Genomic DNA, 23,557 nt, shown 5'->3' on the forward strand with positions numbered 1-23,557 from the left:
GCGCGAACATTTCACTGAGTGTTCGTCGACGACGGGGTGGGAGTGTAAGGGTGACTCTTCGCGAGTTCCTCAAGATCATGCGCGAACGGTGGCTGTTCGTCGCCCTCAGCGTGGTGATCTGCGTGGTCTCGGCGGCGACGTACTTCGCCACGCGGCCCGCCGAGTACACCTCCACGGTCTCGATGTACGTGTCGTCGCAGACGGGTGACACGCCGCAGGCCGCCTTCCAGGGCGCCCAGCTCTCGACCCAGCGCGTCAAGTCCTACACCGGTCTGGTCAACAGCACCAGGGTCACCAGCGCGGTGATCTCCCAGCTCGGCCTGGACGCCACGCCCAAGCAGCTCGCGGGCCAGATCTCCGCCAGCAGCGCGACCGACTCCGTGGTCATCGACGTCGCCGTGACCGACACCGATCCGGTGGAGGCGGCGGCGATCGCGAACGCGACGGCCGACGTCTTCGGCCGGCTGGTCGCCGACCTCGAGCGTCCGACGGACCCGCAGGCCCCGGCGCCGGTGGCCATCCGGGTCGTGGAGCGGGCCGTCCCCTCGGAGGCGCCCTCGTCGGCCGGCCTCCTGAAGACCTTGCTCCCCGGGCTCGCGCTCGGCCTCATCCTCGGGGTGGCGACGGCGCTGCTGCGGAACACACTGGACAACACGGTGAAGCGCCCGTCCCAGCTGCACGCGGCCACCTCGCTACCCACGCTCGGGTCGGTGGCCAAGGACCCGAACGCGTCCGAGCGGCCGCTCATCGTGGCGGACGATCCCCGGTCGCCGCGCGCCGAGGCGTTCCGCCAGATCCGCACCAACCTGCAGTTCTCGGACGTCGACTCGCCGCCCAAGGTCGTCCTGGTCACCAGCTCGGTGCAGTCCGAGGGCAAGTCCGTCACCACGGCCAACCTGGCCCTGACCCTCGCCGCCGCGAACATGAGCGTGTTGGTGATTGACGCGGACCTCCGACGACCCCGCCAGGACGTCCTCTTCGGCATCGAAGGCGCGATCGGGCTGACCAGTGTGCTCTCGGGGCGTATCGCCTCGGTCGAGCAGGCGGTCCAGTCCTGGGGCGACAAGAACCTCGACATCCTCGCCAGCGGCCCGCTACCGGCCAACCCCAGCGAGCTGCTGGCGTCCCAGCAGATGCGCAAGCTGCTGATGCAGGTGCGCAACCGCTACGACATGGTGATCATCGACGCGCCCCCGCTCCTCCCGGTCACCGACGCCGCCGCCATCGCCCCCGCCACCGACGGCGCCGTCCTGGTCTGCCGGGCGGGGAAGACCACGTCGGCGCAGCTCGTCGTCGCCAAGCAGGCCCTCGACTCGGTGTCGGCCCGCATCCTGGGCACGATCCTGACGATGACGGGCGGCCACCAGGGCTCGGCCTACTCGCATTACGGGTCGTACTACGGGACTCGCGTGCCCGAGCCCCAGCCGGAGCCCGAGGAGCCGGTCGAGGAGCCGGTCGCGGTCACCGTCGACGAGGAGCCGGAGGCCGAGGAGCCCGCTCCGAAGGCGACGCTGGTCAAGGCGCCCTTCAAGAAGCGCGCCGCGGCGCGATGACCGGGGCGGTCCGCACCACCACGGACACGCCACTTCGCCGAGCTGTCCGGCAGGTCGTGGACAACGGCAACTGCTCGGGCTGCGGAGCGTGCACGTTCCTCGATCCGGGTCTCGAGATGCGGCTCGGCGAAGAAGGCTTCGTCCGGCCGGTCAGCGTGGCCGACGGTCCGGACGGTCGCGCCATCCGTGGCCGGTTCAAGGAGACGTGCCCCGGGGTGCGGGTGCGGGCGCCGAGGGCGTCCGGCCGCCGAGTCCATCCCGTCCTCGGGCCCTATGTCGAGGTGTACGTCGGCTGGGCGAAGGACCCCGATATCCAGCGGAGAGGCAGCAGCGGGGGAGTCCTCACGGCCCTTGCCGCGTGGCTGGTCGAGACCGGTCGGATGCCGGCGACGACCGTCGCCCGGCGCAGTGTGGACCCCCCGACCGGCACGGTGATCACCGTCGCCACCTCGGCGGCGGAGGTCCGGGGATCGGCAGGCTCGCGGTACGCTCCGGCCTCGGCCTTGGGCGGCATCCCGGGGCGCAGACTGCTGCCGATGATCGTCGCGAAGCCGTGCGAGGCCGACGCGGCGCGCAGGCTCGCAGGTGAGGCGCCGCCTCTGCTCCTCTCCTTCTTCTGCGCCGGTGTCCCGTCGCAGAGGGCCACAGACTCGCTGGTTCGGCTGCTCGGCGCCGACCCGGCGTCGGTCACCGAGCTCGCCTATCGCGGCGACGGCTGGCCCGGGGAGTTCCGAGTCGCGGACGGCGTCGGGCGTGGTGGGCGGTTGTCCTACGACGAGTCGTGGGGAGCGCACCTCGGCCGGGCTCTCCAGGACCGCTGCCGGATCTGTCCGGACGGCACGGGCGAACACGCGGACGTCGCCGTGGGGGACTTCTGGCAGGCGGACGAGCACGGCTACCCGGTCTTCGCCGACGGGGAGGGCCGGTCCGCGGTGATCGCCAGGACCCCGCGCGGGGCGGCGGTCCTGCTCGAGGCGCAGGCGGCCGGGGTGATCGTGCTCGAGCCGGCGACCCCGGACGCCGTCGCGGGGATCCAGCCCTTCCAGAGGCTCCGCCGCACCACGCTGCTCGGCCGGCTGGTCGGGCGTCGGCTGGCGGGGCGGGCGGTCCCGCGGATCACGGGCTACGGCCTGGTGGGTCGGGCACTGCGCAGCCCGCGCCGTGCGCTCGAGTTCGCGCGCGGCTCCTACCACCGGGCCCGCCACTGACAGGACCCCGCACCTCAGGCTCTGCGGCGGACCATCCGGATCATGGCGAGGACGTCGGTCAGGTCCCGCCGAACAGGCCGCAGGACGGCGGCGGCCAGGGCATAGCACGTGATCGTGACGCCGACGTCCGCGCCGAGCTGGGCCCAGGGCCCCGCCGGGGCGCAGAGCCGTACGACGAGGTAGGCGACGACTGCGGCCGCGCCGGTGAGTGCCGAGATCCGCAGAACTCCCAGCACCAGCCTGCGCACGGGGACCGGCGTGTGCCGGGACACCCACCACAACGAGACCGGCCAGGCAAGGATCGGCGCGACCGCGTAGCCCGCGGCGACCCCGACGACTCCCCAGAGCGAGCCGACCAGCACACAGGTGATCTTGATGCCGACGCTGATGAAGGTGTAGCGGAACAGCACCCCGGTGAGACCGCGCGAGACGTACACCCAGTAACCCACGAACGCCAGCGTCTGGAACACCGCGGCGACGGCGAGCAGGGCCAGGATGGGCGTGATCGAGGTCCACTGCCAGCCCAGGAAGATCACCGTGATCGGGCCCGCGGCACTGATCACCACGCCGAGTGCGGCGACGAGCGTGTAGCCGAGGGCGACCTGCCCCCGGTAGATGAACTCGGAGAAGCGTTGCTGGTCCTCCTGGATCCGTGACAGCACGGGGACCGCGACGTTGGTGATCGGCGTCCGCAGCTGGTTGAGCGGTGTCATGAGCAGCTGGAAGGCACGGTTGTAGAGACCCACCGGGACGGTGCCGAAACGGAGCCCGATGAGGACGGAGTCCGCGTTGTTCCCGATGTAGCCGAGGATCTGGCTCGCGACCATGTTGGTGCCGAACCGCACGAGGTGGCCGGTCGGCGCGTCGCGCTTGGGGAGCCCGGGCAGCCAGCGGGCCGTCGCGACTAGGAGGACGAGCAGGATCACCGCTTGGGCGATCTGCTGGAAGGCCAGCGACCAGTAGCCCAGACCGGCGAGTGCGCACAGGACACCCACTCCGAGGGCGAGTGCGGGTGCGACGACGTCGATCACCGCGAGTGCACGGAACCGCAGGTCGCGGCTCAGGCTGGCGCGGTGCTGCGTGGCGAGCCCGTTGATCAGGAACACCGTCGAGACCAGGTGGGCCAGGCCGACGAGCTCGGGTGGGCCGTACACCGCGGCCACGAGTGGCGCGGCCAGGAACACGAGGACGGACAGCCCGAGGCCGATCGCCGAGTTGAGCCAGAAGAGGTTGTCGCGCTGGCCGCGGCTGAGGTTCGGGGTCTGGATCGCCGCCGACGACAGACCGAAGTCCCGAAAGATCTCGGCGATCCCAGCCAGCGTCATGACCATGGCGAACAGGCCGTAGTCGTGCGGGCTCAGCAGCCTCGCGAGCACGACGACGGAGCCGACCTGCACCAGGATCCGACAGGCCTGGCCGATCGCGGTGACCGCGGCGCCGCGCGCTGCGCGGCCTCCGAGATCTTCGGTCGAGCGGTCGGCCTCCGCGCTCACAGCAGCTTCCCGAGCGCGGCCTCGACCGGACCGAGTGAGGCCCGCGCGCGATCGAGCACCTCGGGCACCCGGTCCGCGAGGCCCGGGTCCCCGAGCAGGCGCAGCACTCCGGGGACGGGGTCGGTCTCGTCTCGCAGGTCGACCGTCGCGTCCCAGCCCAGATCGGCGAAGAGGGGGCGGAACTTGCGGGAGTAGGCGAGCGAGACGGCCGGCGTCCCGACGGACAAGGCGTTGAGACTCGCGTGCATCCGCGAGGCGACGACGACCGCCGCCGACGCCACCGCGGCGCGCGCCGCGGCCAGGTCCCCGGGCACGACGATCTCCGCGTCCCGGGCCGTCGTCGATGCGAACTCCCGTACCGCGGGTACGTCGTTGTCCGGGTCGGGGGAGTCGATCACGTGCGCGAGGAGGGAGACCCGCCGTCCGGCGTCGTCGAGCCCGCGGACCAGGTCGGCGAGCACCCGGCGGTAGCGGCGGTGGTCGACGTGCGGGTTCTCCCGCCAGAGGAGCCCCGACACGTTCAGCAGGACGTCGTGGCGGCGCTCGACCGTCGGTACGGGCAACGCGAACACCACGTCCGACGACCGCAGCGTCGCGGGTACACCGAGCCGGACGGCGTAGGTCTCGCTCGCGCTGTCCCGCGCGACGGTGAGGGCCGCGCGGCGCAGCGAGCGGCGGGCGAGAACCTTCGCCCGCGACGACCGGAACGGCCCGATGGTCTGCGGGCCCAGGACCACGGCGGTGCCCGCCTGGGCGGCGAACTCTCCCACCAGAGACATCACCAGGAGCCTGCGCAAGCCGTAGATGTCGGCGAACGAGTCACCGGCACGGGTGTCGATCACCAGGTCGAAGCCGCCCAGCCAGGCCTGCATCCCCCGCTTGCCGGTGACGCGCTCGCGCATCAGCGACCGCACGGACCCGATCGGCAGCTCGGGGATCCGGCTCCCGTAGTTCTGGTGAACGATCTCCGCGCCGGGGGCGACCCGGCGGACGAGCTCGGCCGTGCCCTCGGCGAGGACCTGGACACCGAGGTTGGTCGAGTGCCCGTCGGCCCAGAGCACCAGGACGCGTGGGGTGGGACCGTCGGTCATGCCGTGATCTCCGGACGTGAGGAGGAACGGGTCGCGGCACGACGTCGGCGGGGTGCCCAGCTGTGCGCCGCCAGACCGGCGACGAAGAAGAAGAAGATCCCGTACTGGGTGATGAAGGCGACGCTGAGCAGGGCCGGGACCGACGCCACGATGGAGATCGTGGCCGGCGTGGCCTTCCGGGCGAGCACCACACCGGCGGCGACGACGATTAGCACGGCCAGGATGAGCGCGGGGATCCAGCCGTACCGCAGGCCCAACAGGACGAGCGCGTTGTCGATGGACTCGAAACCGCCGTAGGTGATGTCGCCCTCCGCCGAGGTCTCCCGGAGCGGGGACAGACCGAGCGGGGCCATGTCCGCGATCAGGCCGTACAGCTCGCCGCGGTAGGCGGAGCTGCCGGTGGCCTCGCTCCCCGCCGCGGTGAAGATCGAGGCGACGTAGGGGATCACGGCGATGCCCGCGCCCGCCGCGCAGATCGGCACCACCGCCTTCAGCGACCAGCCGAGCGAGCGGCGGTGGAAGACGAACATCAGCACCACGGCGAGCGCGGTGCACAGCATCCCGGCCCGGCTGAAGGACACGACCGTCCCCGCGCACGCGAGCGCGAGCAGCAACGCCTTCGTCCGGTCGCGGAGGCCAGAGCCGAGCATGATCGGGATGGCGAGGGCGATACAACAGCTCATGGCGATGGAGTGCCCGAACGCACCCTCCGCCCGGAGGATGCCGCCGCGCTCCTGCAGCACTCCCCAGAGCTCGTAGGACGCGTTGGCCCGGGCGAGCCCGACCCAGGGGTTCCAGCCGGTGACGAACTCCACCAGAGCCAGCGCGGCGACCAGGCCGAAGACCCAGGAGCAGATGCGCGCCACCCGGTCCGGGCCGAGCTTGTCCGGCATGATCCGGCCGACGGCGAAGCCCAGCAGCCACTCGCTGACCAGGATGAAGAAGACGCTCCGGGTCGTGCTCCCCACGAGCGCCGGCAGGAGGCAACAGCCGAAGAACGCGGCGGCCCCCAGGTCGACCGGTGTCCACACCATCGTCCGGCGGGGCTGCATCAGCAGCAGCGTGCCGAGAACCAGGGCCCCCGCAAGCACCGCCGGCATCACGTAGACGACGACGGAGACACCGAACCAGACGGGCACGAGGCAGACCGAGGCGAACCAGCCCACGGCCACGAAGACCTTCTTGTCCGGGATGAGCATCCACGCGATGGCGGCCAGTCCCGCCGCCGCCAACGCGACGACGAGCAGAGTCATGCTCACGAGAGCCCGAAGCTCCTTCCCTCATCCCTGTCCTGCCCTGGAAGACGGTAACCGCAGGGCCCGTTCCGGGGAACGGGCCCTGCGGTCGTCCGGCTCAGGTCTCCGTCACAGCCCCGCCGGCCTGCGGGCGGTCAGGTCGTCGACCGAGACCACGATCGGGCCGTTGGTCGCCGAGCCCGACAGGTACCCCATGACCCCGACGGAGCCCGGTGCCTGCAGCGAGGTCGCCGTGTCCGTCACGGTCAGCTGCCACGCCGCAGGCTCCGCCGCCGCCGCCGCAGCCCAGGCCTTCGCCGAGACGGTGGTCGTCCCGGTCCCGGTCACCTGGACCTTGATCTTGATGGGGGTCCCGGCGGTGAACGTCGTGCCCGGCACGGTGACGGTGCCTCCGAGCTGGGTCTCCGTCCCACCGACGACCTTGGAGACGTTCAGGACGAGCGTTCCGTTCGACGCGAACCGAAGCTTGGCCCGGTAGTCGTCGTTGCCGACCTTGCGGCCGATGAGGCTCACCGTCGTGCCGTTCGACGTCTGGACCTTGTCCACACTGACCGTCGCGGTGAGCTCGGTGTCGCTCTGCGAGACCCCGTTCAGGTAAGCGGCGAGCTGCTTGGACGCCGCCACGCTGATCTTGCCCGTCCCGCCCGACACCGAGTAGCTCGTCCCAGCCGCCGAGAGCGTCCACGCCCCGCCGGTGTCGGCCGACCCGAAACCGCCGGTGACCGTCCTGGAGAACGTGTCGGTCGCGTACGCCGTCGGGGCCGGAGCGGTGACCGTGACCTGACGCGTGGTGGTGGCGGTGGCCCCACCGTTGTCGGTCACCGTCAGCGTGGCGGTGTAGGTGCCCGGCGTCGCGTAAGTGTGCTCGACGCTCGTGCCGGTACCCGTGGTGTTGTCACCGAACTGCCAGGCGTACCCGGTGATGGTGCCGTCCGGGTCCGTGGAGTTCGTGGCGTTGAACGTCGCCCTCAGGTCCGTCACCACCGCGGTGAAGGAGGCCGTTGGCGGCTGGTTCGCGGCCGCGACGGTCACGGACCGGGTCGCCGTCGCCGTCGCCCCCGCGCCGTCGGTCACGGTCAGCTCGACCTGGTAGGTGCCGGGCTGTGCGTAAACGTGGGTCGGGGTCGCCGTGGCCCCCACCCCGGTGTCGCCGAAGTCCCACGCGTAGGAGGCGATGGGGCCCTCCGCGTCCGAGGACGTGCTGCCGTCGAACGCCACCGACAAGTTGGTGGCCTGGTAGGTGAACGCCGAGACCGGCGGCTGGTTCGGCGCCGCGACGGTGACTGAGGTCGACACCGTCCCGGTGGCGCCCTTGTCGTCGGTCACGGTCAGGGTGACCGTGTAGGCCCCGGCGGCCGCGTAGGTGTGGCTGCTCGTCGCCCCGGTACCCGCGGGGCTGTTGTCCCCGTAGTCCCAGGCGTAGGAGACGATGGTGCCGTCCGGGTCGGCGGACGCCGTGGCGTCGAAGTTCGCCGCGAGGCCGGCCTTGGTGTAGTCGAACGCCGCGGTGGGTGCCTGGTTGGCCGGAGCGACGGTGATCGCCTTGGTCAGGGTGCCGCTTGCGCCCTTGTCGTCGGTGACCGTGAGCGTGACCTGGTAGGTGCCGCCCGCCGCGTAGGCGTGCGTCGGGGTCTTCCCGGTGCCGGCCGGGGTGCCGTCTCCGAAGTTCCAGGCGTAGGAGGCGATCGTGCCGTCCGGGTCGCTGGACTCGCTCGCGTCGAACGACGCGGTGAGGTTCGTCGAGCCGGCCGCGAAGGCCGCGGTCGGGGCGACGTTCGCCGCCGTCGCCGTGACGGTCTTCGTGAGCGATGTGCTCGCGCCCTTGTCGTCGGTGACGGTCAGGGTGACCTGGTAGCTGCCGGCGGCGGCGTAGGCGTGGGTCGCGGTCGGCGTGGTGGCGGTGCCGCCGTCGCCGAACTGCCAGGCCCAGGTGGCGATGGTGCCGTCCGCGTCGCTGGAGCCGGTGCCGTCCACCGCGACCGACAGGTCGGTCACCGCCGTGGTGAACGCGGCCACCGGGGCGGCGTTGTTCGGCGTCACGGTGACCTCGTTGGGCTGGGTGTGGGTACGTCCCTTGTCGTCGGTCACGGTCAGGTTGATCGTGAACGTGCCGGCGGCCCCGTAGGTGTGCGTCGCCGTGACGCCGGTGGCGGTGCCGCCGTCGCCGAAGTCCCAGGCGTAGGACGCGATGGTGCCGTCGGGGTCGATGGAACCGCTCCCGTCGACGTTCACCTCGAGGCCGTCGGTCGTGGCGGTGAATGCGGCCGTCGGCGGCAGGTTCGCCGCCACCGTGACCTGGCGGGTCACGGAGTTGGTCAGGCCCTTGTCATCGGTCACGGTGAGCGTGACGTCGTAGGTGCCGGCCGCCGCATACGGGTGGCTCGCCGTCTGACCGGTACCCGTGGCGCCGTCGCCGAAGTTCCAGGCGTAGGACGCGATGGTGCCGTCGTCCGTCGACGTCGAGGCGTCGAGGTCCGCCGTGAGCTCGGCGGTCGTCGACGTGAACGCGGCCACCGGGGCCTGGTTCACCACGCCGCCACCCTTGGTGTAGTGGTCGAGCACCTGAGCCGGGGTGAGGACCGTCGGGTAGACGGCGGCCTCGTCGAGCGTCCCGTCGAAGTAGAAGCTGTTCGCGCCGTACCAGACGACGTCACCGCCCAGGCGCCAGTAGCCCGAGTAGTCCTGGGCCGCGGTCTGAGGGTTCGTGGCCACCAGCGCGCCGTCGACGTACAGCTTCATGCCGTCGGTACCCTGCGTCGCCACCATGTGGTGCCAGGCGCCGTCGTTGTAGGCCGTGCCCACCGGCGACTCGGCGGTGTTCGTCTGGCCCGTCCAGGTGCCGAAGACCAGGCGCCCGTCGTTCATCATCCACACGTGGCGGTCGTAGCCCGAGCTGTTGCCCGACCGCTCGTTTCCGAAGCCGATGAGCTTGCCGCCCACCGTCGTCGTGGTGTTGAACCACAGCTCCTCGGAGTAGGTGGTCGGGTTGTTGACCGGCTCGTCCGAGGAGGCTCCGACGCTGCCCTGGCCGGTGAACCGGACCGCCGTACCCGGCATGCCGGGCACGCCCGTCGCACCCTGGACGGGGCCGTTGTAGTAGGTGCCGATCCCGGTCTGGTCGCGGGAGGTGTCGGTCATCGTCGTGCCGGTGTCCCCGAGCCGCCAGTAGGCGCTCGGCTGCGCGGCGTAGATCGCCGCGCCGTAGGCGTCGGTGGGCGCGGCGGCCCCGGCGAGGGTGCGGCCCGACGCGATGTAGTGCGCCTGGACCTGGTCGAACGACAGCGCGTTCGGGTAGACCGCCACCTCGTCGATGGCTCCGACGAATTTGTTGTTGCCCGTCGACCCCGGCCAGCCGCCGAAGTTGTCCCCGCCGACCCGCCAGTAGCCGCTGTAGGCCTGCGCGGCCGTGACGTCCGTCCGCGAGCCGGCGCGCTTGCCGTCCACGTAGAGCGCCTGACCCGCCGGGCCGAGGGTTCCGACGAGGTGGTGCCACTGGCCGTCGTTCAGCGCCTTGGCGGACTGCACGACCGCCGCGAAGTTCGGGTAGACACCGAAGTAGACCTTGCCGTCACCACCCATGTAGAGGTGCCGGTCGTAGCTACCGCTGTCGCCGGTGTTGCTGTTGCCGAAGCCGACGATCTTGCCGCCCGCCGTGGAGGTCGTGTTGATCCACGCCTCGACCGTGAAGGTCTGCGGCCCGGCGATCGGCGTGCCGCTCATGGCCGCGGGAACGGCGGCGGTGCCGGAGAAGCCCGTCGCGTTGTTGCCGTCCGGCAGCGGGCCCGTGACGTTGCGGGTGGCCGAACCGTCGACGGTGAGGTCGGCGGCGGCGATCCAGTCGTAGCCGGTGGTCCCGCTCGTCTCACCCAGGCGCCAGTAGCTGGTGGGGGCGTCCGCGCGCACCGCGTCGCCGTACGGGCTCGGCGCGGTCGGGGTGTTGTCGACGGTGAAGGCGGTGAGGTTGGAGACGATCGTGTTGTTGAAGGCGTCCTTCACGCGGATGCGATAGTTCTGCGTGCCCGCGGGGGCCGTGGTGTCGGTGAAGCTGAGCTGTGGACGGTTCCACCAGTTCGAGTCCGCGGTGAGGGTCGTCAGCACCGTGGAGTTGGCCACCGTGCTTCCGCGCAGGACCTCATAGGTGAGCCGCTTGTTGTCCCGGTCCCAGGCGGCCTGCCACGAGATGCGGGCCGTTCCGGGGGCCAGGGAGACCAGCGTCGGCTTCAGTGTGGTCGAGGTGTTCGCCTGCGGGCCCTCCTTGTTCGGGGCGATCGAGGAGATCGCGAACCGGGAGAGGCCCTGCTGTGCCACGCCGTTGACGGAGGGGAACTCGCCGCCGACCGCCACGTACTGGCTGTTGCCGGTGACCGACCAGCCTGCCTGGCCCTGGCCGGTGAAGGTGCCCGGTGGGTAGGTCGGCAGCCACTGGAGGATCTCCGGTGCCTTGTAGCCCTGGTAGCGACCGTAGGTGTTGACGCGGCCGTCCGCGGCCGGGCCGAGAGTCGTAGCCAGTGCGCGCTGGTAGGTCCACGGCTCGGTCTGCGGGTGACCGCCGACCATCTCGCAGTTGTGCGGGTGGCCCGTGGAGTACAGGACGCCGTTGACGGGGAAGGTGTCGTAGGTGTCGCCCTTGCAGCCGAGGACGGCGTTGACCGTGCCGGTCGCGGCGTCCACGGCGAAGGTGCCCTCGAAGGGGTCGCCCGCCGGACCGCCGAAATCGTACGCGGTGCCGTACACCTGGGAGGCGTCCGAGGTCAGCGACCAGATCGCGGACCGCGGGCCGTAGTTCGGGAAGATGCCGTAGGCGGCCCAGGGCTGGAGCGCCGCGGTCGACGTCGAGAAGACGCCAAGGCCGTCGACCTCCTGGTTCTGTGCCGCGGACGCGCCCGCGAACTGGAAGCGACCGCCGGCGACCACGGTGCCCTTGCCCGCGGGAACCGTCAGCGCCAGCACGTCGGCGTCCACGTACGGGGCCCACGGCTTGACCGCGCCGCTCGTCGCGTCGACCGCGGCGATCTTGGTGCGGGCCTGCCCGCCCATCGAGGCGAATCCGCCACCGACGTAGACGGTGCTCCCGTCGACCGCGATGGCGCGGACCGTCGTTCCCGCGACGGGGTTGAACGCCTTCACAGCGCCCGTGGCGGCGTCGAGCGCCGCGATCCTGGAGCGGGTGGTACCGGAGACCTGGGTGAAGTCGCCGCCCACGTAGATGGTCGACCCGTCGGCCGATGCGGCGATCGTGAGGCCCTGCGCGTTGAGCGACGGCGCCCAGGAGGTGATGAGTGCGCCGGTGCTGAGGTTGAACGCCAGGATGTTCGACCGCGCGGTCTCGTTCGAGCCGGCCGCGGAGCCTGCCGGACGTGCCGAGGTGAACCGGCCAGTCGCGTACACCGTGTTACCGACCGTGACCTGGTCCCACACCACACCGTTGATCTGCACGGTCGGGAGGGAGTCGGCCGCAACGGTCGGCGTCGTCGGCGGTGTGGCCGGGGGCGGTGCGGTGTCCGCGTACGCAGGCGCGGCGAGCGCCGGTAGACCCACCACTGCGACTGCAGCGGTCAGGAGACCCACTAACCACCGCGTGCGGCGAGTGGCGGGTGATCGAAACATCGGCGGACCCCGTTTGCTCTCAGGAGTGAACTGTCCGCTGTTTCGTTGTGGTGACCTCGTATGTTACGTGCTCCGGCCGGTGTGCGGGGCAATCATCAGTGCTGATGAGAACCGTGCGCCGAGAAGGTGTCGGCGGGTGCGCCGGGAAGTCGGGCCGGAGCGCCGGCGAAAATGACTCAGCGCTGCACGAGAACCACGTTGGGTGAGCCGTTCCAGGAAATCTCGACGAGCAGTCGGGCAGCATCCTGGTCGGACACTCGGAAAACGTAGACACCGTCTCGGCTCTCGCCATTCGGGAGCGATCCGGCCAAGGGCGCGGCGGGGTCCGAGGACGACGGTGTGGACGGGGCACCGTCCGCCGTCGCGGTGACCGTGACACCGGTGAGGTCGACGGTGTCCGGGGTGTCGTTGCGGACCTGCACCGTCACGATCGCGGCCGGCCCCGCCACGTCACCCGGGCCGTTGGCCTCGAGCCGGGCGGAGTCGTCGATCTTCGTCACGGTGGCGACGAGGCCGTTGCCGAAGTCGGACCCCTGGGAGACCGGGACCGGCGCCAGCGAGTTCACGCCCACCGTGGGAGCCCCGGTGGCGCCGGGCGCGGGGGCCGGTCCGGGGGTCACGGTGAGTGCGGTCGGCGCATCGCTGGTCTGCGGGCTGGGCTCGTCGGCGCCGGTGCAGGCGGCGCAGAGTGCGAGGGCCGCGAGCAGCGTGGTCACCATCGCGGCGCGTGCACGGCGGGTCATCGAGTCCTCCAGATGTCCGGGCGCCGGTGCTCTGAACTGCGCCGATTGGAAGACACCGTAGTGGGGCCGTCCGATCAGCGATCGCCCGGGGCGGCCGTGGCCGAGGCGATCTGGGAGATCGTGGGCCGTGTGGCGTTCTCGAGTGCGGTCCGCAGGATGGAACTCGACGTGTGCAGCGTGTAAGGGAAGTAGACGACCTCCACGCCCACCACGGCGAAATCCGCCTCGAGCTTGCGACCCTTCGGGGTGCCTCGCCAGTCGTCGCCTTTGAACAGGATGTCGAAGCGCACCTCGCGCCACGTCTCCAGCTTGTCGGCGACCGTCTCCGACCACACCGCGTCGACGCAGTCGATGGCGTCCACGATCTGGAGTCGCTCCTCGAGCGGGATGACCGGCAGCCTGCCCTTCGCCGCCAGCGCCATCTCGTCCGACACGACGCCGGCCACGAGCCGGTCACAGCGGGCGGCAGCCTGCCGCAAGATGTTGAGATGGCCGATGTGGAACATGTCGTACACGCCGGGGGCGTAGCCGATTCGCATGGCCGGTTACTCCTGTTTCCAATTCGACTATCGGCCGCCGCCGGCATTGGGGCGGATGCGGGAGAATGGGGTGGATCAGTAGGCGCCGGTCTTGGAGAAAACGGCACCGAAGGTCTTCCAGAGAATCACCGCGTCCTGGGTGAGACTCCAGTTCTCCACGTACCGCAGGTCGAGTCGGACAGACTCCTCCCAGGACAGGTTGCTGCGCCCACTCACCTGCCACAGGCCCGTGAGTCCGGGTTTCACGAGGAATTTCCGGCTCGCGCCCCGGCTGTAGTTCGTGATCTCGCGGGGAAGCGGAGGTCGCGGCCCGACCAGGGACATGGAGCCCGTCAGCACGTTGAGCAGCTGGGGTAGCTCGTCGATCGAGTAGCGGCGGAGTGTTCGGCCCACGCGGGTGACGCGGGGGTCGGTCCGCATCTTGAACAGCGGACCAGAACCTTCGTTGGCCGCGAGGAGCGCGTCGACCTGGGCGTCCGCGTCCACGACCATCGATCGGAACTTGATCATATTGAAGTGATGGCCTCGGTGACCGACTCGTCGCTGTCGGTAGAAAACCGGTCCGCCGTCGAGCTTGACCGCGGCCGCGGCGACGACGAGGACGGGCGCGAGGAGTACCAGCAGGACCCCCGCTCCGATGCGGTCGATGGTGCTCTTCACCGCACGGGCCACACCGTTGAGGGTCGGCTTGGTGAGCCGGAGGAAGGGCTGGCCGTCTACCGGGGCGACGTGCAGCCGCGGGCCCGCGATCTCCATCAGTCCGGGGTCGACCACGAGCTCGGCGCCCGCGTCCTCCAGGTCCCAGGCCAGCCGGTGGAGGCGGGTGCCGGTGAAGCCGGGGGCCGCGCTGACCGACACGACGGCCGGTCCCTGTTGCTGGACGGCACTGCTGACCGAGTCGAGGTCACCCACCACCGGTACACCGGCGATGAACGGCGAACCGTCCGGTCCGGTGCCTGTCGGGGTGCAGGCGGCGACCACGGTCCATCCCTGGTGGACGTCACGTCGTGTCCGCCGGATGAGCTCCTCGACCGAGTCGGGAGACCCGACCGCCAGGAGCGGAAGTGTGCAGGACCCTTCGCGGCGGAGGCGGTGCAGCCGCTTGCGGACGAGCCAACGGCCGAGCGTCGCCAGTGCGGCGGTGGCCGGCATCAGGCCGAACACCCAGGGGCGGACGCTCACGCTCTCGAGGGCGAGTCCGGTGAGCCCGAGCACCACGGCGGCGACGGCCAGCGCGCGGACGACTCGGCGGAACTCCTCGGCCCCGTAGCCGAGGACCGACGGGTCCCACGCGCGCATCAGCCAGAGGAAGAGGAGGCTCAGACCCGCGGCCGCGGGTGCGGACTGGACGGCGGGCTCACCGAGCCAGCCGATGGTGTGGCGGTAGCCGAGCAGCCACCCGGCTCCGACCACGAGCGCCACCGACGCGACGTCCACGACGATGACGGCGGACCGATAGCGCCGGATCCACGCGGGGCGTGACCCGCCCGCCCGTGGGGTGACGCGCGCAGCCGCGCGGGCGCCGCTGAGAGAGAGTCGAGGACCGGGGACGGGTAGGGGTGACCCGTCGACCGCGGGCTCTGAGCTCATCGTTGTCCTTCTGGCTTCGGGGTGACCGGTTGTGGGGGAACGCATCCCGCGTGGGGGTTACCAAGGGTTGATGAGTTCCTGAGAAAGAGTCGCGCAGACGGGGGAACGCGTTACCGTCTGGGGGACCACTGGTTGCGTGTAGCCAAACGAGTGAGGAACGCTGACGACGCCAAGTGAGGGACCTGTCACTCATTCGAGTGAGACGGGCTGCGGCGTGGGTCACCGCGAGGTGAGGTTCGATGCCCTCGCCGGCCGTTGTCGCGCTCGCCTCGGAGGTGCTATCGCAGGGGTGAGGTGAATCGTGACACCTCGGCCGTCCAAACTTGTTGATATTCGAACCGATGTCTGACGGATGGCTCCGCTGTCGCCCTAGAATCGGGCGAATCGCCTCCGGGTCGGTCCTGGAGCACGTCGTGGGGACAGCAGGGGGAGATGTGCTTCGGCGGGACTTCCTGAGAACGGCCATCGGGGTCGGAGCCACTTTCGGCCTGGGTGGCGTGCCCATCGCCTTGCAGATCGAGGACGAACTCAACCGTGTCACCAGTGAACGCGGCGGCACCAACTTCGGCTGGTACCAGCTCGACGACGGATGTCGCCGCGAGCGCTACGGCGTGGTCAACACCTTCAACCGCGCTCGCGACCTGATCGAGTCGCAGCTGTCGGACATGTACGCGGCCGGCCAGCGCAGACTTCGCATCCTGATCTTCCACCGACACGGTCCCGACTCGGGGACGATCATGGACTCCTCGTCGGGTGCCCTGTCCGACGTCAACCAGCAGAATCTCGCCGACCTGCTGTCAAGCATCGACCGCGCCGGCTTCGAAGGCGTCCAGGTCGGCTTCTTCCCCAGCAAGGACAACGCCGCCTTGCGCTGGACCGAGTGGCGGGCGGACCTCTACCGCGAGAACCGGGACCTGGTCTTCCGGACGCGCCCGGTGCTCGTCGACTCCGGTGTCGACTACACGATCGACCTCTGCAACGAGCTGGTTCCGCCTGCTGGGCGGCCCCACCAGCTGAGGGCCGCCCAGCAGCTCTGGGCGGACTACACGGAGGCGTTCGGCGCCGACGACACGATCGGCTTCTCCTGCATCAGCGACGAGGTGCGCGTCCGGATGCTCCCCGAGGTGTACCGGGGAGCCCTGCCGAAGGCCGTCGACCTGCACATCTACCCGAGCCCGGGGCGGGATGAGTACCAGCGGTTCGTCCGGGCGCACCAGGTCCTCCTCGAGCTGGGGCTGGGCGACCTGCCCTGGATCATCGGGGAGTGCCACTACAACGACGAGGTCGCCGCAACGAACCTCCGGCGCGCGATCCTGGAGACGAACCAGTCGGTGCTGCACCTCCTACAGTGGCAGCTGACCAGGGCGAAGGCGTGTGCGGACGTGGACACCCTGGCAGTGGGTTACGACCGGTACCGAGCGCAGGGCTTCTGAGCCGTCGCCCGGCCACGGCCGGTCAGGATGCGCTGCCGACCGAGCGCGGTGACGATGCCGTCTCCCGGGGAGATCACCGGCGCGCGATCGCCGTGCACGGACGCGCAGCGAGCGGACACCGGCGCTTCGGACAGGGGACTCGGATCGGACGTGGTGTTCGTGACAGCCGGGCTCTACCCGAACACGACGTTCGTGACCCAGACACCCCGTCCCGGGGCGTTCGCCGCGCTCGACCGGAACAGGAGGGAGTACTGACCCGCGACTAGCCCGGTGCGGTCGAAACAGACATCACCCGAGACGGTCGAGCCCGGGCCGGCCTCACCGGCGCCCAACAGGGCACTCGACCCCCAGGCGACGGCCGCGGTGGACAGGCCCTGCGGATTCTGGAGGTGCCAGTCCGCCTCAGAGTCGTAGACCGCGGCGGTGATGCCGCCGGCCCCGGACACGGACACCGTCGTGCACACCGTCGGCGGCCCGTCGGCGGCCCCCGCCCGCAGCAGCGACGCCGAGACCTGCAGACCGCCCACGACCAGGGTGTCCCCGGCGGCGCCGACCACGTCCCCGTCCTCCGCCCCGGGGTAGGCAGGTGCGTCACCCGTGGGCTCTCCCGTGTCGACCGCGGTCGCCTCGCCCGGGGGCGCCGGTGCCAGGAACCGGGCGAGGTCCTGAGTCCCGACGAGCACGCCGAGGGCGAACGCCACGGCGGCGGTGGCGACGTAGGGGGCGAGCCGGAAGCGACGCTCGCGCGGTGGCCCGGGCGATGGTGTCGACGGTGGCGGCGACGCGGCGTGCCGCGGTCCGCTCGCCTCGGTCTCCGCCGTCGGCGCCTCGTCCCGCACACGGGAGGGCGAGGGCGAGGAGTACCGCTGTCGCTTGGAGCGCGGCACGCCCGGTTCCTCCATGGTCGGGAAGTCGGCCGGTCGTCGCCGCCCGTTACCCGCCGCACGGCGTAACGCCGGGGCCCACGGACGAGACATGAGAGTCGAATCGGCACAACGCGGCGAGGAGAGACATGGCGAGCGACCAGAGCGGGCGACCGGCGCTCGGCACGGCGACGGCGCCCGCGGACGGGACGTCCTCGCGCCGCAACCGTCGGATCCTCGTCACTGCCGTCGCGGTGCTGCTCGGCCTGGTCCTCGCCGCGGCGGCCGCGGTCTACGTCGTCACCGAGAGCCTGGGCAACAACGTCTCCCGCATCCCGGGCGCATTCGCCGGGATCGAGGAGTCCGCCCGCCCGGCGGCGACCGACGCCACGACCTTCCTGCTGGTCGGCACCGACAGCCGCTCCGACGAACCGACGACGGGCACCGATGCCGCCGCGGGGGTGAACCCGGGTTCTCAGCGGTCCGACGTGATCATGATCGCGCGGGTGGCCCCGGACGGGACGACGGCGTCCGTCACGTCCATCCCGCGCGACAGCTGGGTGGACATTCCCGGCCGCGGAATGAACAAGATCAATGCCGCGTACGCCTTCGGCGGGGCGCCTCTGCTGATCGAGACCATCGAGAACCTCACGGGTGTGCGGGTGGACCACTTCGGGATCATCGACTTCGCCGGGTTCCAGCAGATGGTGGACTCCGTCGGCGGGATCGACGTCCGAGTGGCTCGGGCGACGTCGAACATCGGCGTGGACTTCCACGAGGGGCTCAACCACCTCGACGGATCCCAGGCGCTGGCCTACGTGCGCCAGCGCTACGACCTGCCCGGTGGCGACCTCGACCGGGCCAAGCGCCAGCAGAACGCACTGAAGTCGCTGCTGACCAAGGCGGGGACGACGACGTCGGACCCGGTGGGGCTCTACGACCTCGTCGACAGCACCACCAGGACGGTCAGCATCGACGACACCTTGTCGAACGGGGCGCTCCGCGACCTCGCCCTGCAGTGGCGGGGTTTGCGCGCCTCGGGGGTGACGTTCACCAACGCGCCGGTCGCGGGCCTGGGACGGGAGGGGGCCCAGTCCGTGGTCTACCTCGACGAGCAGCTCGCCCCGCAGTACTGGCAGGCCGTCCGTGAGGGCACGGTCGCGGGCTACCTCGCGGCCCACCCGGACGAGGCGTTGTCCACCTCGCCCCGCTAGTCGCCGGTAGTCTGCCCTGACCGCACGTGCGGTCGAGACACGAGGAGGAGCCGCACCGTGTCGGAGGAGGCCGCACCCCGGCCACGAGCGTTGGTCGTCGTCAACTACGGCAGCAGTGCCCTGCTGCGGCGAAACCTCGCGACGAGCGTTCCCTCGGGATGTGTCGTCGTGGTGGTCGACAGCTTCAGCTCCGCGGACGAGAGACAGCGCGTCCAGGAGCTCGGTCGTGAGCGCGGTTGGCTCATCGAGTCTCCTGAGCGGAACACCGGGTTCGGCGGTGGCTGCAACCTTGGCGTGGCACGTGCGCTCGAGGCGGGGGCGGAGTCGTTCTTCCTGCTCAACCCGGACGCGCGGATCGACCCCGCCGACGCGGAGCGGCTGTTCGGGCAGGTCGAGGCCGACCGCATGCTGCTGCTGGCACCCCGCATCGAGACCGCCGACGGGGCGCGATGGCAGTCCACGATCATGGACCTCCGGCTCCACGACGGCACGGTCGGCTCTAGCCGGCGGCGGGTGCCGGGAGCTGCGGTGATGGAATGGGTGTCGGGTGCGGCCATGGTGCTCAGCGCAGAGCTGTGGCGTCGCACCGGAGGCTTCGACGACGACTACTTCCTGTACTGGGAGGACATCGACCTCTGTCGTCGGGTGCACGAGGCGGGCGGTTCGATCCGGGTCGACGAGTCGATCGTCGCCGTGCACGACGAGGGCGGTACGCACGCGGAGACGCACACCGGCCGGGCGAAGTCCGAGACCTACTACGTCGCCAACATCCGCAACCGCGCGCTCTACGCCTCGAAGTGGCTCTCGCCCGGCGACCGGCGACGCTGGGTCCGACAGACCCCGCGCACGGCGCTCGACGTTCTGCTCAAGGGCGGTCGGCGGCAGTTCGTCGAGGGTGTCACCCCTTGGCGGGCATACGCCCGAGGTGTGGCCGCGGCATGGCGGGTCGAGCGCCGCGAGCAGCGGGGCGGCCCCCTCCGCGTCGTCGAGTCGTTCGCGACACCGGGCTCTCTCACCAACCCCTACATCACGCAGCTGTTCGCCACCCTCAACTCGACTCCCGGCCTCGACGCCCGCGCCTGGAGCTGGGGCACCGCGCTGCTGGGGCGGTACGACGTGCTGCACACTCACTGGCCGGAGGCGTTGGTCGAGCGTCGGGGGCGGGTCTCCACCGTCGCCCGTCGGATCCTTTTCGCCGCGCTGCTGGTGCGGCTGCGGGTCACCAGGACACCGATCGTCCGCACCGTGCACAACCTGGGTCGTCCGTCGCAGCTCTCGCGTGTGGAGTCGGCGCTGCTCGACGGCGTGGACGAGCTCACCGCCGTCGAGATCGTGCTCAACGAGTTCACCCCCACGACTCCGGGGACCGAGGTGGCGCTGATCGAGCACGGGCACTACCGGGACTGGTTCGACCGCTACCCGGAGGCCTCGACCGTGCCCGGCAGGCTGACGTTCACCGGGAAGGTGCGCCGGTACAAGAACGCCATCGGCCTTGCGGAGGCGTTCAGCGGACTGGGCCGCACCGAGTCCGTGAGCCTGCGGATCGCCGGAAAGCCGTCGAGCCCGCAGCTGGTGCGCGAGCTCACCGGGCTCGCGGAGCGCGACGACCGGATCTCGCTGGAGCTGTCGTTCCTCGACGACGCCGCCCTGGTGCGCGAGCTCGGGGAGGCGGAGCTCGTCGTGCTCCCGTACCGGGAGATGCACAACTCCGGGAGCGTGCTCGCGGCGCTGTCGTTGAACCGGCCCGTCCTGGTGCCGAACACGGCGTTCAACCGCGCGCTCGCTCGGGAGGTCGGGGACGGCTGGGTCATCGGTTTCGACGGTCCGCTCGCGGCCGACACGATCGAGTCGGCCCTGCGCGCCACCCGCAGCACCGCCCGTTCACCCCAACCGGACCTGTCTCGGCGAGACTGGGCGGACACCGGCGTCCGGCACCGGGAGGCGTTCGAGCGTGCGGTCACCGCGCGGCGCGCCACGGCCTCGGCGGACCCGCTGCGGTGAGGATCGCCGTCTTCGCGTGGGACTTCCCGTACCCGCCGCGCGGCGGTGGCCGCGCGGACGTCTGGCGCCGCATCGAAGGTCTGCTGCAGCTGGGCCACGAGGTGATGCTGGTTAACCAGGTCGACCCGGCCGGGCCACGGGTGCCGGGGGTCGATGACCTGTCCGCCGTCGACGCCCGCGTCCAGGCGCGCTTCTCGTTCGCCATCCGACGTGGGCGCTGGCGATCGCTTCGTCGCCTGGTCCGCGTGCTGCGGGTGCCGTGGCGGGTCGCGACGCGGGTGCCCGACCGCGACGAGTATCCCGCCCTGCTCGAGGCCGTCGCCCGGTTCGACCCGGACCTGCTGTGGCTCGACGGTCCGTGGTTCGGCGAGGTGGTCCGCCGGATCCGACGCGAGCGGGACGTCCCCATCGCCTATCGCTCGCACAACCTGGAGCACACCTACCTGCGTCGTCAGGCGGCGGCCGCCGCTCGGCTGCGCAACCGGCTCGCGTGGAGGCTCGCCGCGCTCGGGCTGCGCCGATACCAGCTCGCCCTGATGCAGGAGTCGGCCGCGGTGTTCGACATCTCCCAGGACGATCTCCGGTACTGGCGCCGGCACGGAGTGGAGCATGTGGGCTGGCTGCCGCCGCTGCCCGAGCTCGCGCTCACCCCGCCGTCCGACGAGCGGGTGTCGTGCGACGTCGTGTTCGTCGGTGGGCTGCGCACACCGAACAACCAACAGGGCGTGCGGTGGTTGGTGCGCGAGGTCCGGCCGCTGGTGCTCCGCGAACGGCCCGGCACGACCTTCGGAGTGGTCGGCTCCTACCCGGACCCCGGGCTCGCCGCCGAGCTCGACCCCGTGCCCGAGGTCGTCACCTTCTACGACGTCCCGGACGTGACGCCGTACCAATTCGGCGCCCGTGTGCTGGCCAACCCGGTCGCCGTTGGCAGCGGGGTGCAGCTCAAGGTCATCGACATGCTCATGACCGAGGCCCCGATCGTGTCCCGGTCACAGGGCCTGGCGGGCCTCCCCGCCTCGTGTGCCGCGCAGGTCCGGGTCGCCGACACCGCGGAGGAGTTCGCCGCCGCCATCGTGGCGGCATTGGACGACCCCGCCGTCGACCCGGTGTCCAGGGACGGCGTGCGGGCCCTCTTCGGCGTCGGCGCGTTGGGTGAGGCGCTCGAGCGCGTCCGCATCGCCACAGACCGGCCCTCGTGACGTCGCGGCCTCAGCCGGAGACGGTGCGGGCGACCTCCATCACGTACTGCCCGTAGCCGTTCTTGCCCTGCTTCTCGCCCAGCGCGTAGCAGGCCTCGGCGTCGATGAAGCCCATCCGCAGCGCCACCTCCTCGAGGCAGGCGATGCGGATGCCCTGGCGGTTCTCCAGGATCTGGACGTACTGGCCGGCCTCCTGCAGGGACTCGTGGGTGCCGGTGTCCAGCCAGGCGAAGCCGCGGCCGAGGTCGACGAGGCGGGCGCGGCCCTCGTCCATGTAGGCGCGGTTGAGGTCGGTGATCTCCAGCTCCCCGCGCGGGGACGGCGTCAACGCGCGGGCCCGCTCCACCGCGGTGCCGTCGTAGAGGTAGAGGCCGGTGATGGCCCGGTCGGAGCGCGGCTTCTCGGGCTTCTCCTCGATGGAGATCAGGCGTCCGGTGGCGTCCGCCTCGCCCACGCCGTAGCGCTCGGGGTCCTTCACCGGGTAGCCGAAGAGGACACAGCCGTCGCCCTCGTGTCCATGTCCGTGGCCGTGCCCGTGCGCACCGCCGAGGCCGGCCCGGGCGTCCCGCAGCATCCCGGAGAAACCGGGGCCGTGGAAAATGTTGTCGCCCAGCACGAGTGCCACCGAGTCGCCGTCGATGTGCTCCTCGCCGATCAGGAAGGCCTCGGCGATGCCGTTCGGGGCGGCCTGGGTGGCGTAGGACAGGTTGAGCCCGAACTCCGCGCCGTCGCCGAGCAGGCGGTGGAACATCGGGGCGTCCTCGGGAGTGGTGATCACGAGGATGTCCCGGATCCCCGCCAGCATCAGCGTGGAGAGCGGGTAGTAGATCATCGGTTTGTCGTAGACCGGCAGCAGCTGCTTGGAGACACCCCGGGTGATCGGGTGCAGTCGGGTGCCGGTGCCGCCCGCGAGGACGATGCCCTTCATCTGAGGTACCTCTCCAGGGACTCGCGCCAGTCCGGCAGGGCCACGCCCGCCTTCTCGGCCTTGGTCAGGTCGAGCACGCTGTTCAACGGCCGGGGTGCGGCCGCGGGCTTGTCGGCGAAGTACTCCGCCGTGGTCGTGTCGGCGACGTCCGCGCCCGAGCGGCCGGACTGCTCGAAGACGAAGCGTGCCACCTCCGCCCAGCTCGCCGCGGAACCCGAGTTCGTGAGGTGATAGGTCCCCGGCTCCGCGTCGAGGAGGGCGAGCATCCCCGCGGCGAGGTCGGAGGCCAGGGTGGGCCGCCCCACCTGGTCCGCGACGACCGTCGGGGAGACCCCGCGCTCGGCCAGCGTCCGCATGGTGCGGGCGAAGTTCGCTCCGTCGCCCATCACCCACGTCGGGCGGACGATCCAGTGCTTCGGCGTGGTCGCGACGGCGGCGTCCCCGGCCGCCTTCGACGCGCCGTACACGCTGAGCGGGGCGATCGCGGCGTCCTCGGGGAGCGGTCCGTCCTCCGTCCCGTCGAACACGTACTCCGTGGAGACGTGGACCAGCCGAAGACCGTGCTCTGTCGCGATCCGGGCGAGGTGGGCGGGCCCCGTGGCGTTCGCGGCCCAGGCGGCGCGCCGGCCCTCGGCGGTCTCTGCGGCGTCCACCTTCGTGTAAGCGGCCGCGTTGAGGATCGTGTCGTAGGCCGACCAATCGACGGTGGCGAGAGCCTCGGCGTCGGTCAGGTCGAGGTCGCTGCGCGCGAGCGCACGAGCCTCGGGCACCACCGCCGACAGGGCTCGGCCGAGCTGCCCGTTCGCTCCCAGGATGATCGCGCGCACGACACCATCGTC

Annotated in this window: 16 protein-coding genes; 6 read left to right on the forward strand and 10 right to left on the reverse strand. The window is 71.0% G+C overall.

Annotated elements, in window-relative coordinates:
- The first annotated feature begins 50 nt into the window (after positions 1–50).
- Both L3X23_RS34340 and L3X23_RS34345 read left to right on the forward strand, forming a co-directional pair.
- Entirely contained in the window at positions 51–1,553 is a 1,503-nt protein-coding gene (locus tag L3X23_RS34340) for a polysaccharide biosynthesis tyrosine autokinase (protein WP_237197867.1), read from the forward strand.
- Complete coding sequence (locus L3X23_RS34345; RefSeq protein ID WP_237197869.1) at positions 1,550–2,761, forward strand: Coenzyme F420 hydrogenase/dehydrogenase, beta subunit C-terminal domain; 1,212 nt, start codon at positions 1,550–1,552, stop codon at positions 2,759–2,761. The genes L3X23_RS34340 and L3X23_RS34345 overlap by 4 nt, the downstream gene beginning before the upstream one ends.
- Positions 2,762–2,775: 14 nt before the next feature.
- On the opposite strand, the gene L3X23_RS36485 is transcribed toward L3X23_RS34345, so the two are convergent.
- The 7 genes from L3X23_RS36485 to L3X23_RS34380 form a co-directional block, all read right to left on the reverse strand.
- Positions 2,776–4,254 carry a lipopolysaccharide biosynthesis protein gene (locus L3X23_RS36485; protein WP_237197871.1) on the reverse strand — a complete coding sequence of 493 codons (1,479 nt, stop codon included), beginning with the start codon at positions 4,252–4,254 and terminating at the stop codon, positions 2,776–2,778.
- A complete protein-coding gene (locus L3X23_RS34355; RefSeq protein WP_237197873.1) occupies positions 4,251–5,345 on the reverse strand; it encodes a polysaccharide pyruvyl transferase family protein in 1,095 nt (364 codons plus the stop codon). The genes L3X23_RS36485 and L3X23_RS34355 overlap by 4 nt, the downstream gene beginning before the upstream one ends.
- Positions 5,342–6,604 (reverse strand): hypothetical protein, encoded by a 1,263-nt coding sequence (locus tag L3X23_RS34360; protein ID WP_237197874.1) that lies wholly within the window; start codon positions 6,602–6,604, stop codon positions 5,342–5,344. The genes L3X23_RS34355 and L3X23_RS34360 overlap by 4 nt, the downstream gene beginning before the upstream one ends.
- A 105-nt stretch (positions 6,605–6,709) precedes the next feature.
- Positions 6,710–12,139: a LamG domain-containing protein gene (locus L3X23_RS34365; protein WP_237197876.1), complete on the reverse strand. Its 5,430-nt coding sequence runs from the start codon at positions 12,137–12,139 to the stop codon at positions 6,710–6,712.
- A gap of 245 nt (positions 12,140–12,384) precedes the next feature.
- On the reverse strand, positions 12,385–12,951 hold the full coding sequence (locus tag L3X23_RS34370) for a hypothetical protein (protein ID WP_237197879.1): 567 nt from the start codon (positions 12,949–12,951) through the stop codon (positions 12,385–12,387).
- A 74-nt stretch (positions 12,952–13,025) separates the two neighbouring features.
- Positions 13,026–13,490, reverse strand: coding sequence for an adenylyltransferase/cytidyltransferase family protein (locus tag L3X23_RS34375; protein ID WP_255734054.1), 465 nt, complete (start codon positions 13,488–13,490; stop codon positions 13,026–13,028).
- Positions 13,491–13,565: 75 nt separating this feature from the next.
- Positions 13,566–15,080: a sugar transferase gene (locus L3X23_RS34380; RefSeq protein WP_374204974.1), complete on the reverse strand. Its 1,515-nt coding sequence runs from the start codon at positions 15,078–15,080 to the stop codon at positions 13,566–13,568.
- Positions 15,081–15,577: 497 nt separating this feature from the next.
- On the opposite strand from L3X23_RS34380, the gene L3X23_RS34385 reads away from it, so the two are divergent.
- Positions 15,578–16,513 (forward strand): hypothetical protein, encoded by a 936-nt coding sequence (locus L3X23_RS34385; RefSeq protein WP_237197883.1) that lies wholly within the window; start codon positions 15,578–15,580, stop codon positions 16,511–16,513.
- A 173-nt stretch (positions 16,514–16,686) separates the two neighbouring features.
- Here L3X23_RS34385 and L3X23_RS34390 read toward each other — a convergent pair whose 3' ends face one another.
- Positions 16,687–17,400, reverse strand: a complete 714-nt coding sequence (locus L3X23_RS34390) for a hypothetical protein (protein WP_237197885.1) — start codon at positions 17,398–17,400, stop codon at positions 16,687–16,689.
- Positions 17,401–17,525: 125 nt separating this feature from the next.
- On the opposite strand from L3X23_RS34390, the gene L3X23_RS34395 reads away from it, so the two are divergent.
- From L3X23_RS34395 to L3X23_RS36490, 3 genes are read left to right on the forward strand one after another with little or no spacing between them, the layout of a single operon-like run.
- Positions 17,526–18,590, forward strand: coding sequence for an LCP family protein (locus L3X23_RS34395; RefSeq protein ID WP_237197886.1), 1,065 nt, complete (start codon positions 17,526–17,528; stop codon positions 18,588–18,590).
- A gap of 57 nt (positions 18,591–18,647) precedes the next feature.
- Positions 18,648–20,591, forward strand: a complete 1,944-nt coding sequence (locus tag L3X23_RS34400; RefSeq protein WP_237197887.1) for a hypothetical protein — start codon at positions 18,648–18,650, stop codon at positions 20,589–20,591.
- Positions 20,588–21,790: a glycosyltransferase gene (locus L3X23_RS36490; protein ID WP_237197888.1), complete on the forward strand. Its 1,203-nt coding sequence runs from the start codon at positions 20,588–20,590 to the stop codon at positions 21,788–21,790. Before L3X23_RS34400 ends, L3X23_RS36490 begins: the two co-directional genes overlap by 4 nt.
- A 10-nt stretch (positions 21,791–21,800) precedes the next feature.
- On the opposite strand, the gene rfbA is transcribed toward L3X23_RS36490, so the two are convergent.
- On the reverse strand, positions 21,801–22,718 hold the full coding sequence (gene rfbA / locus L3X23_RS34410; RefSeq protein WP_237197889.1) for a glucose-1-phosphate thymidylyltransferase RfbA: 918 nt from the start codon (positions 22,716–22,718) through the stop codon (positions 21,801–21,803).
- Entirely contained in the window at positions 22,715–23,545 is an 831-nt protein-coding gene (rfbD, locus tag L3X23_RS34415) for a dTDP-4-dehydrorhamnose reductase (RefSeq protein ID WP_237197890.1), read from the reverse strand. Before rfbD ends, rfbA begins: the two co-directional genes overlap by 4 nt.
- Positions 23,546–23,557 lie beyond the last annotated feature (12 nt).

The organism is Pseudonocardia sp. WMMC193, from assembly GCF_021728735.1.
GTDB lineage: Bacteria > Actinomycetota > Actinomycetes > Mycobacteriales > Pseudonocardiaceae > Pseudonocardia > Pseudonocardia oroxyli.

Coding starts and splice junctions, on each gene's coding strand:
- rfbA (WP_237197889.1), bottom strand. CDS start 22,718: ATGAAGGGCATCGTCCTCGCGGGCGGCACCGGCACCCGACTGCACCCG.
- L3X23_RS34370 (WP_237197879.1), bottom strand. CDS start 12,951: ATGACCCGCCGTGCACGCGCCGCGATGGTGACCACGCTGCTCGCGGCC.
- L3X23_RS34380 (WP_374204974.1), bottom strand. CDS start 15,080: ATGAGCTCAGAGCCCGCGGTCGACGGGTCACCCCTACCCGTCCCCGGT.
- L3X23_RS34375 (WP_255734054.1), bottom strand. CDS start 13,490: ATGCGAATCGGCTACGCCCCCGGCGTGTACGACATGTTCCACATCGGC.
- L3X23_RS34395 (WP_237197886.1), top strand. CDS start 17,526: ATGGCGAGCGACCAGAGCGGGCGACCGGCGCTCGGCACGGCGACGGCG.
- L3X23_RS34345 (WP_237197869.1), top strand. CDS start 1,550: ATGACCGGGGCGGTCCGCACCACCACGGACACGCCACTTCGCCGAGCT.
- L3X23_RS34355 (WP_237197873.1), bottom strand. CDS start 5,345: ATGACCGACGGTCCCACCCCACGCGTCCTGGTGCTCTGGGCCGACGGG.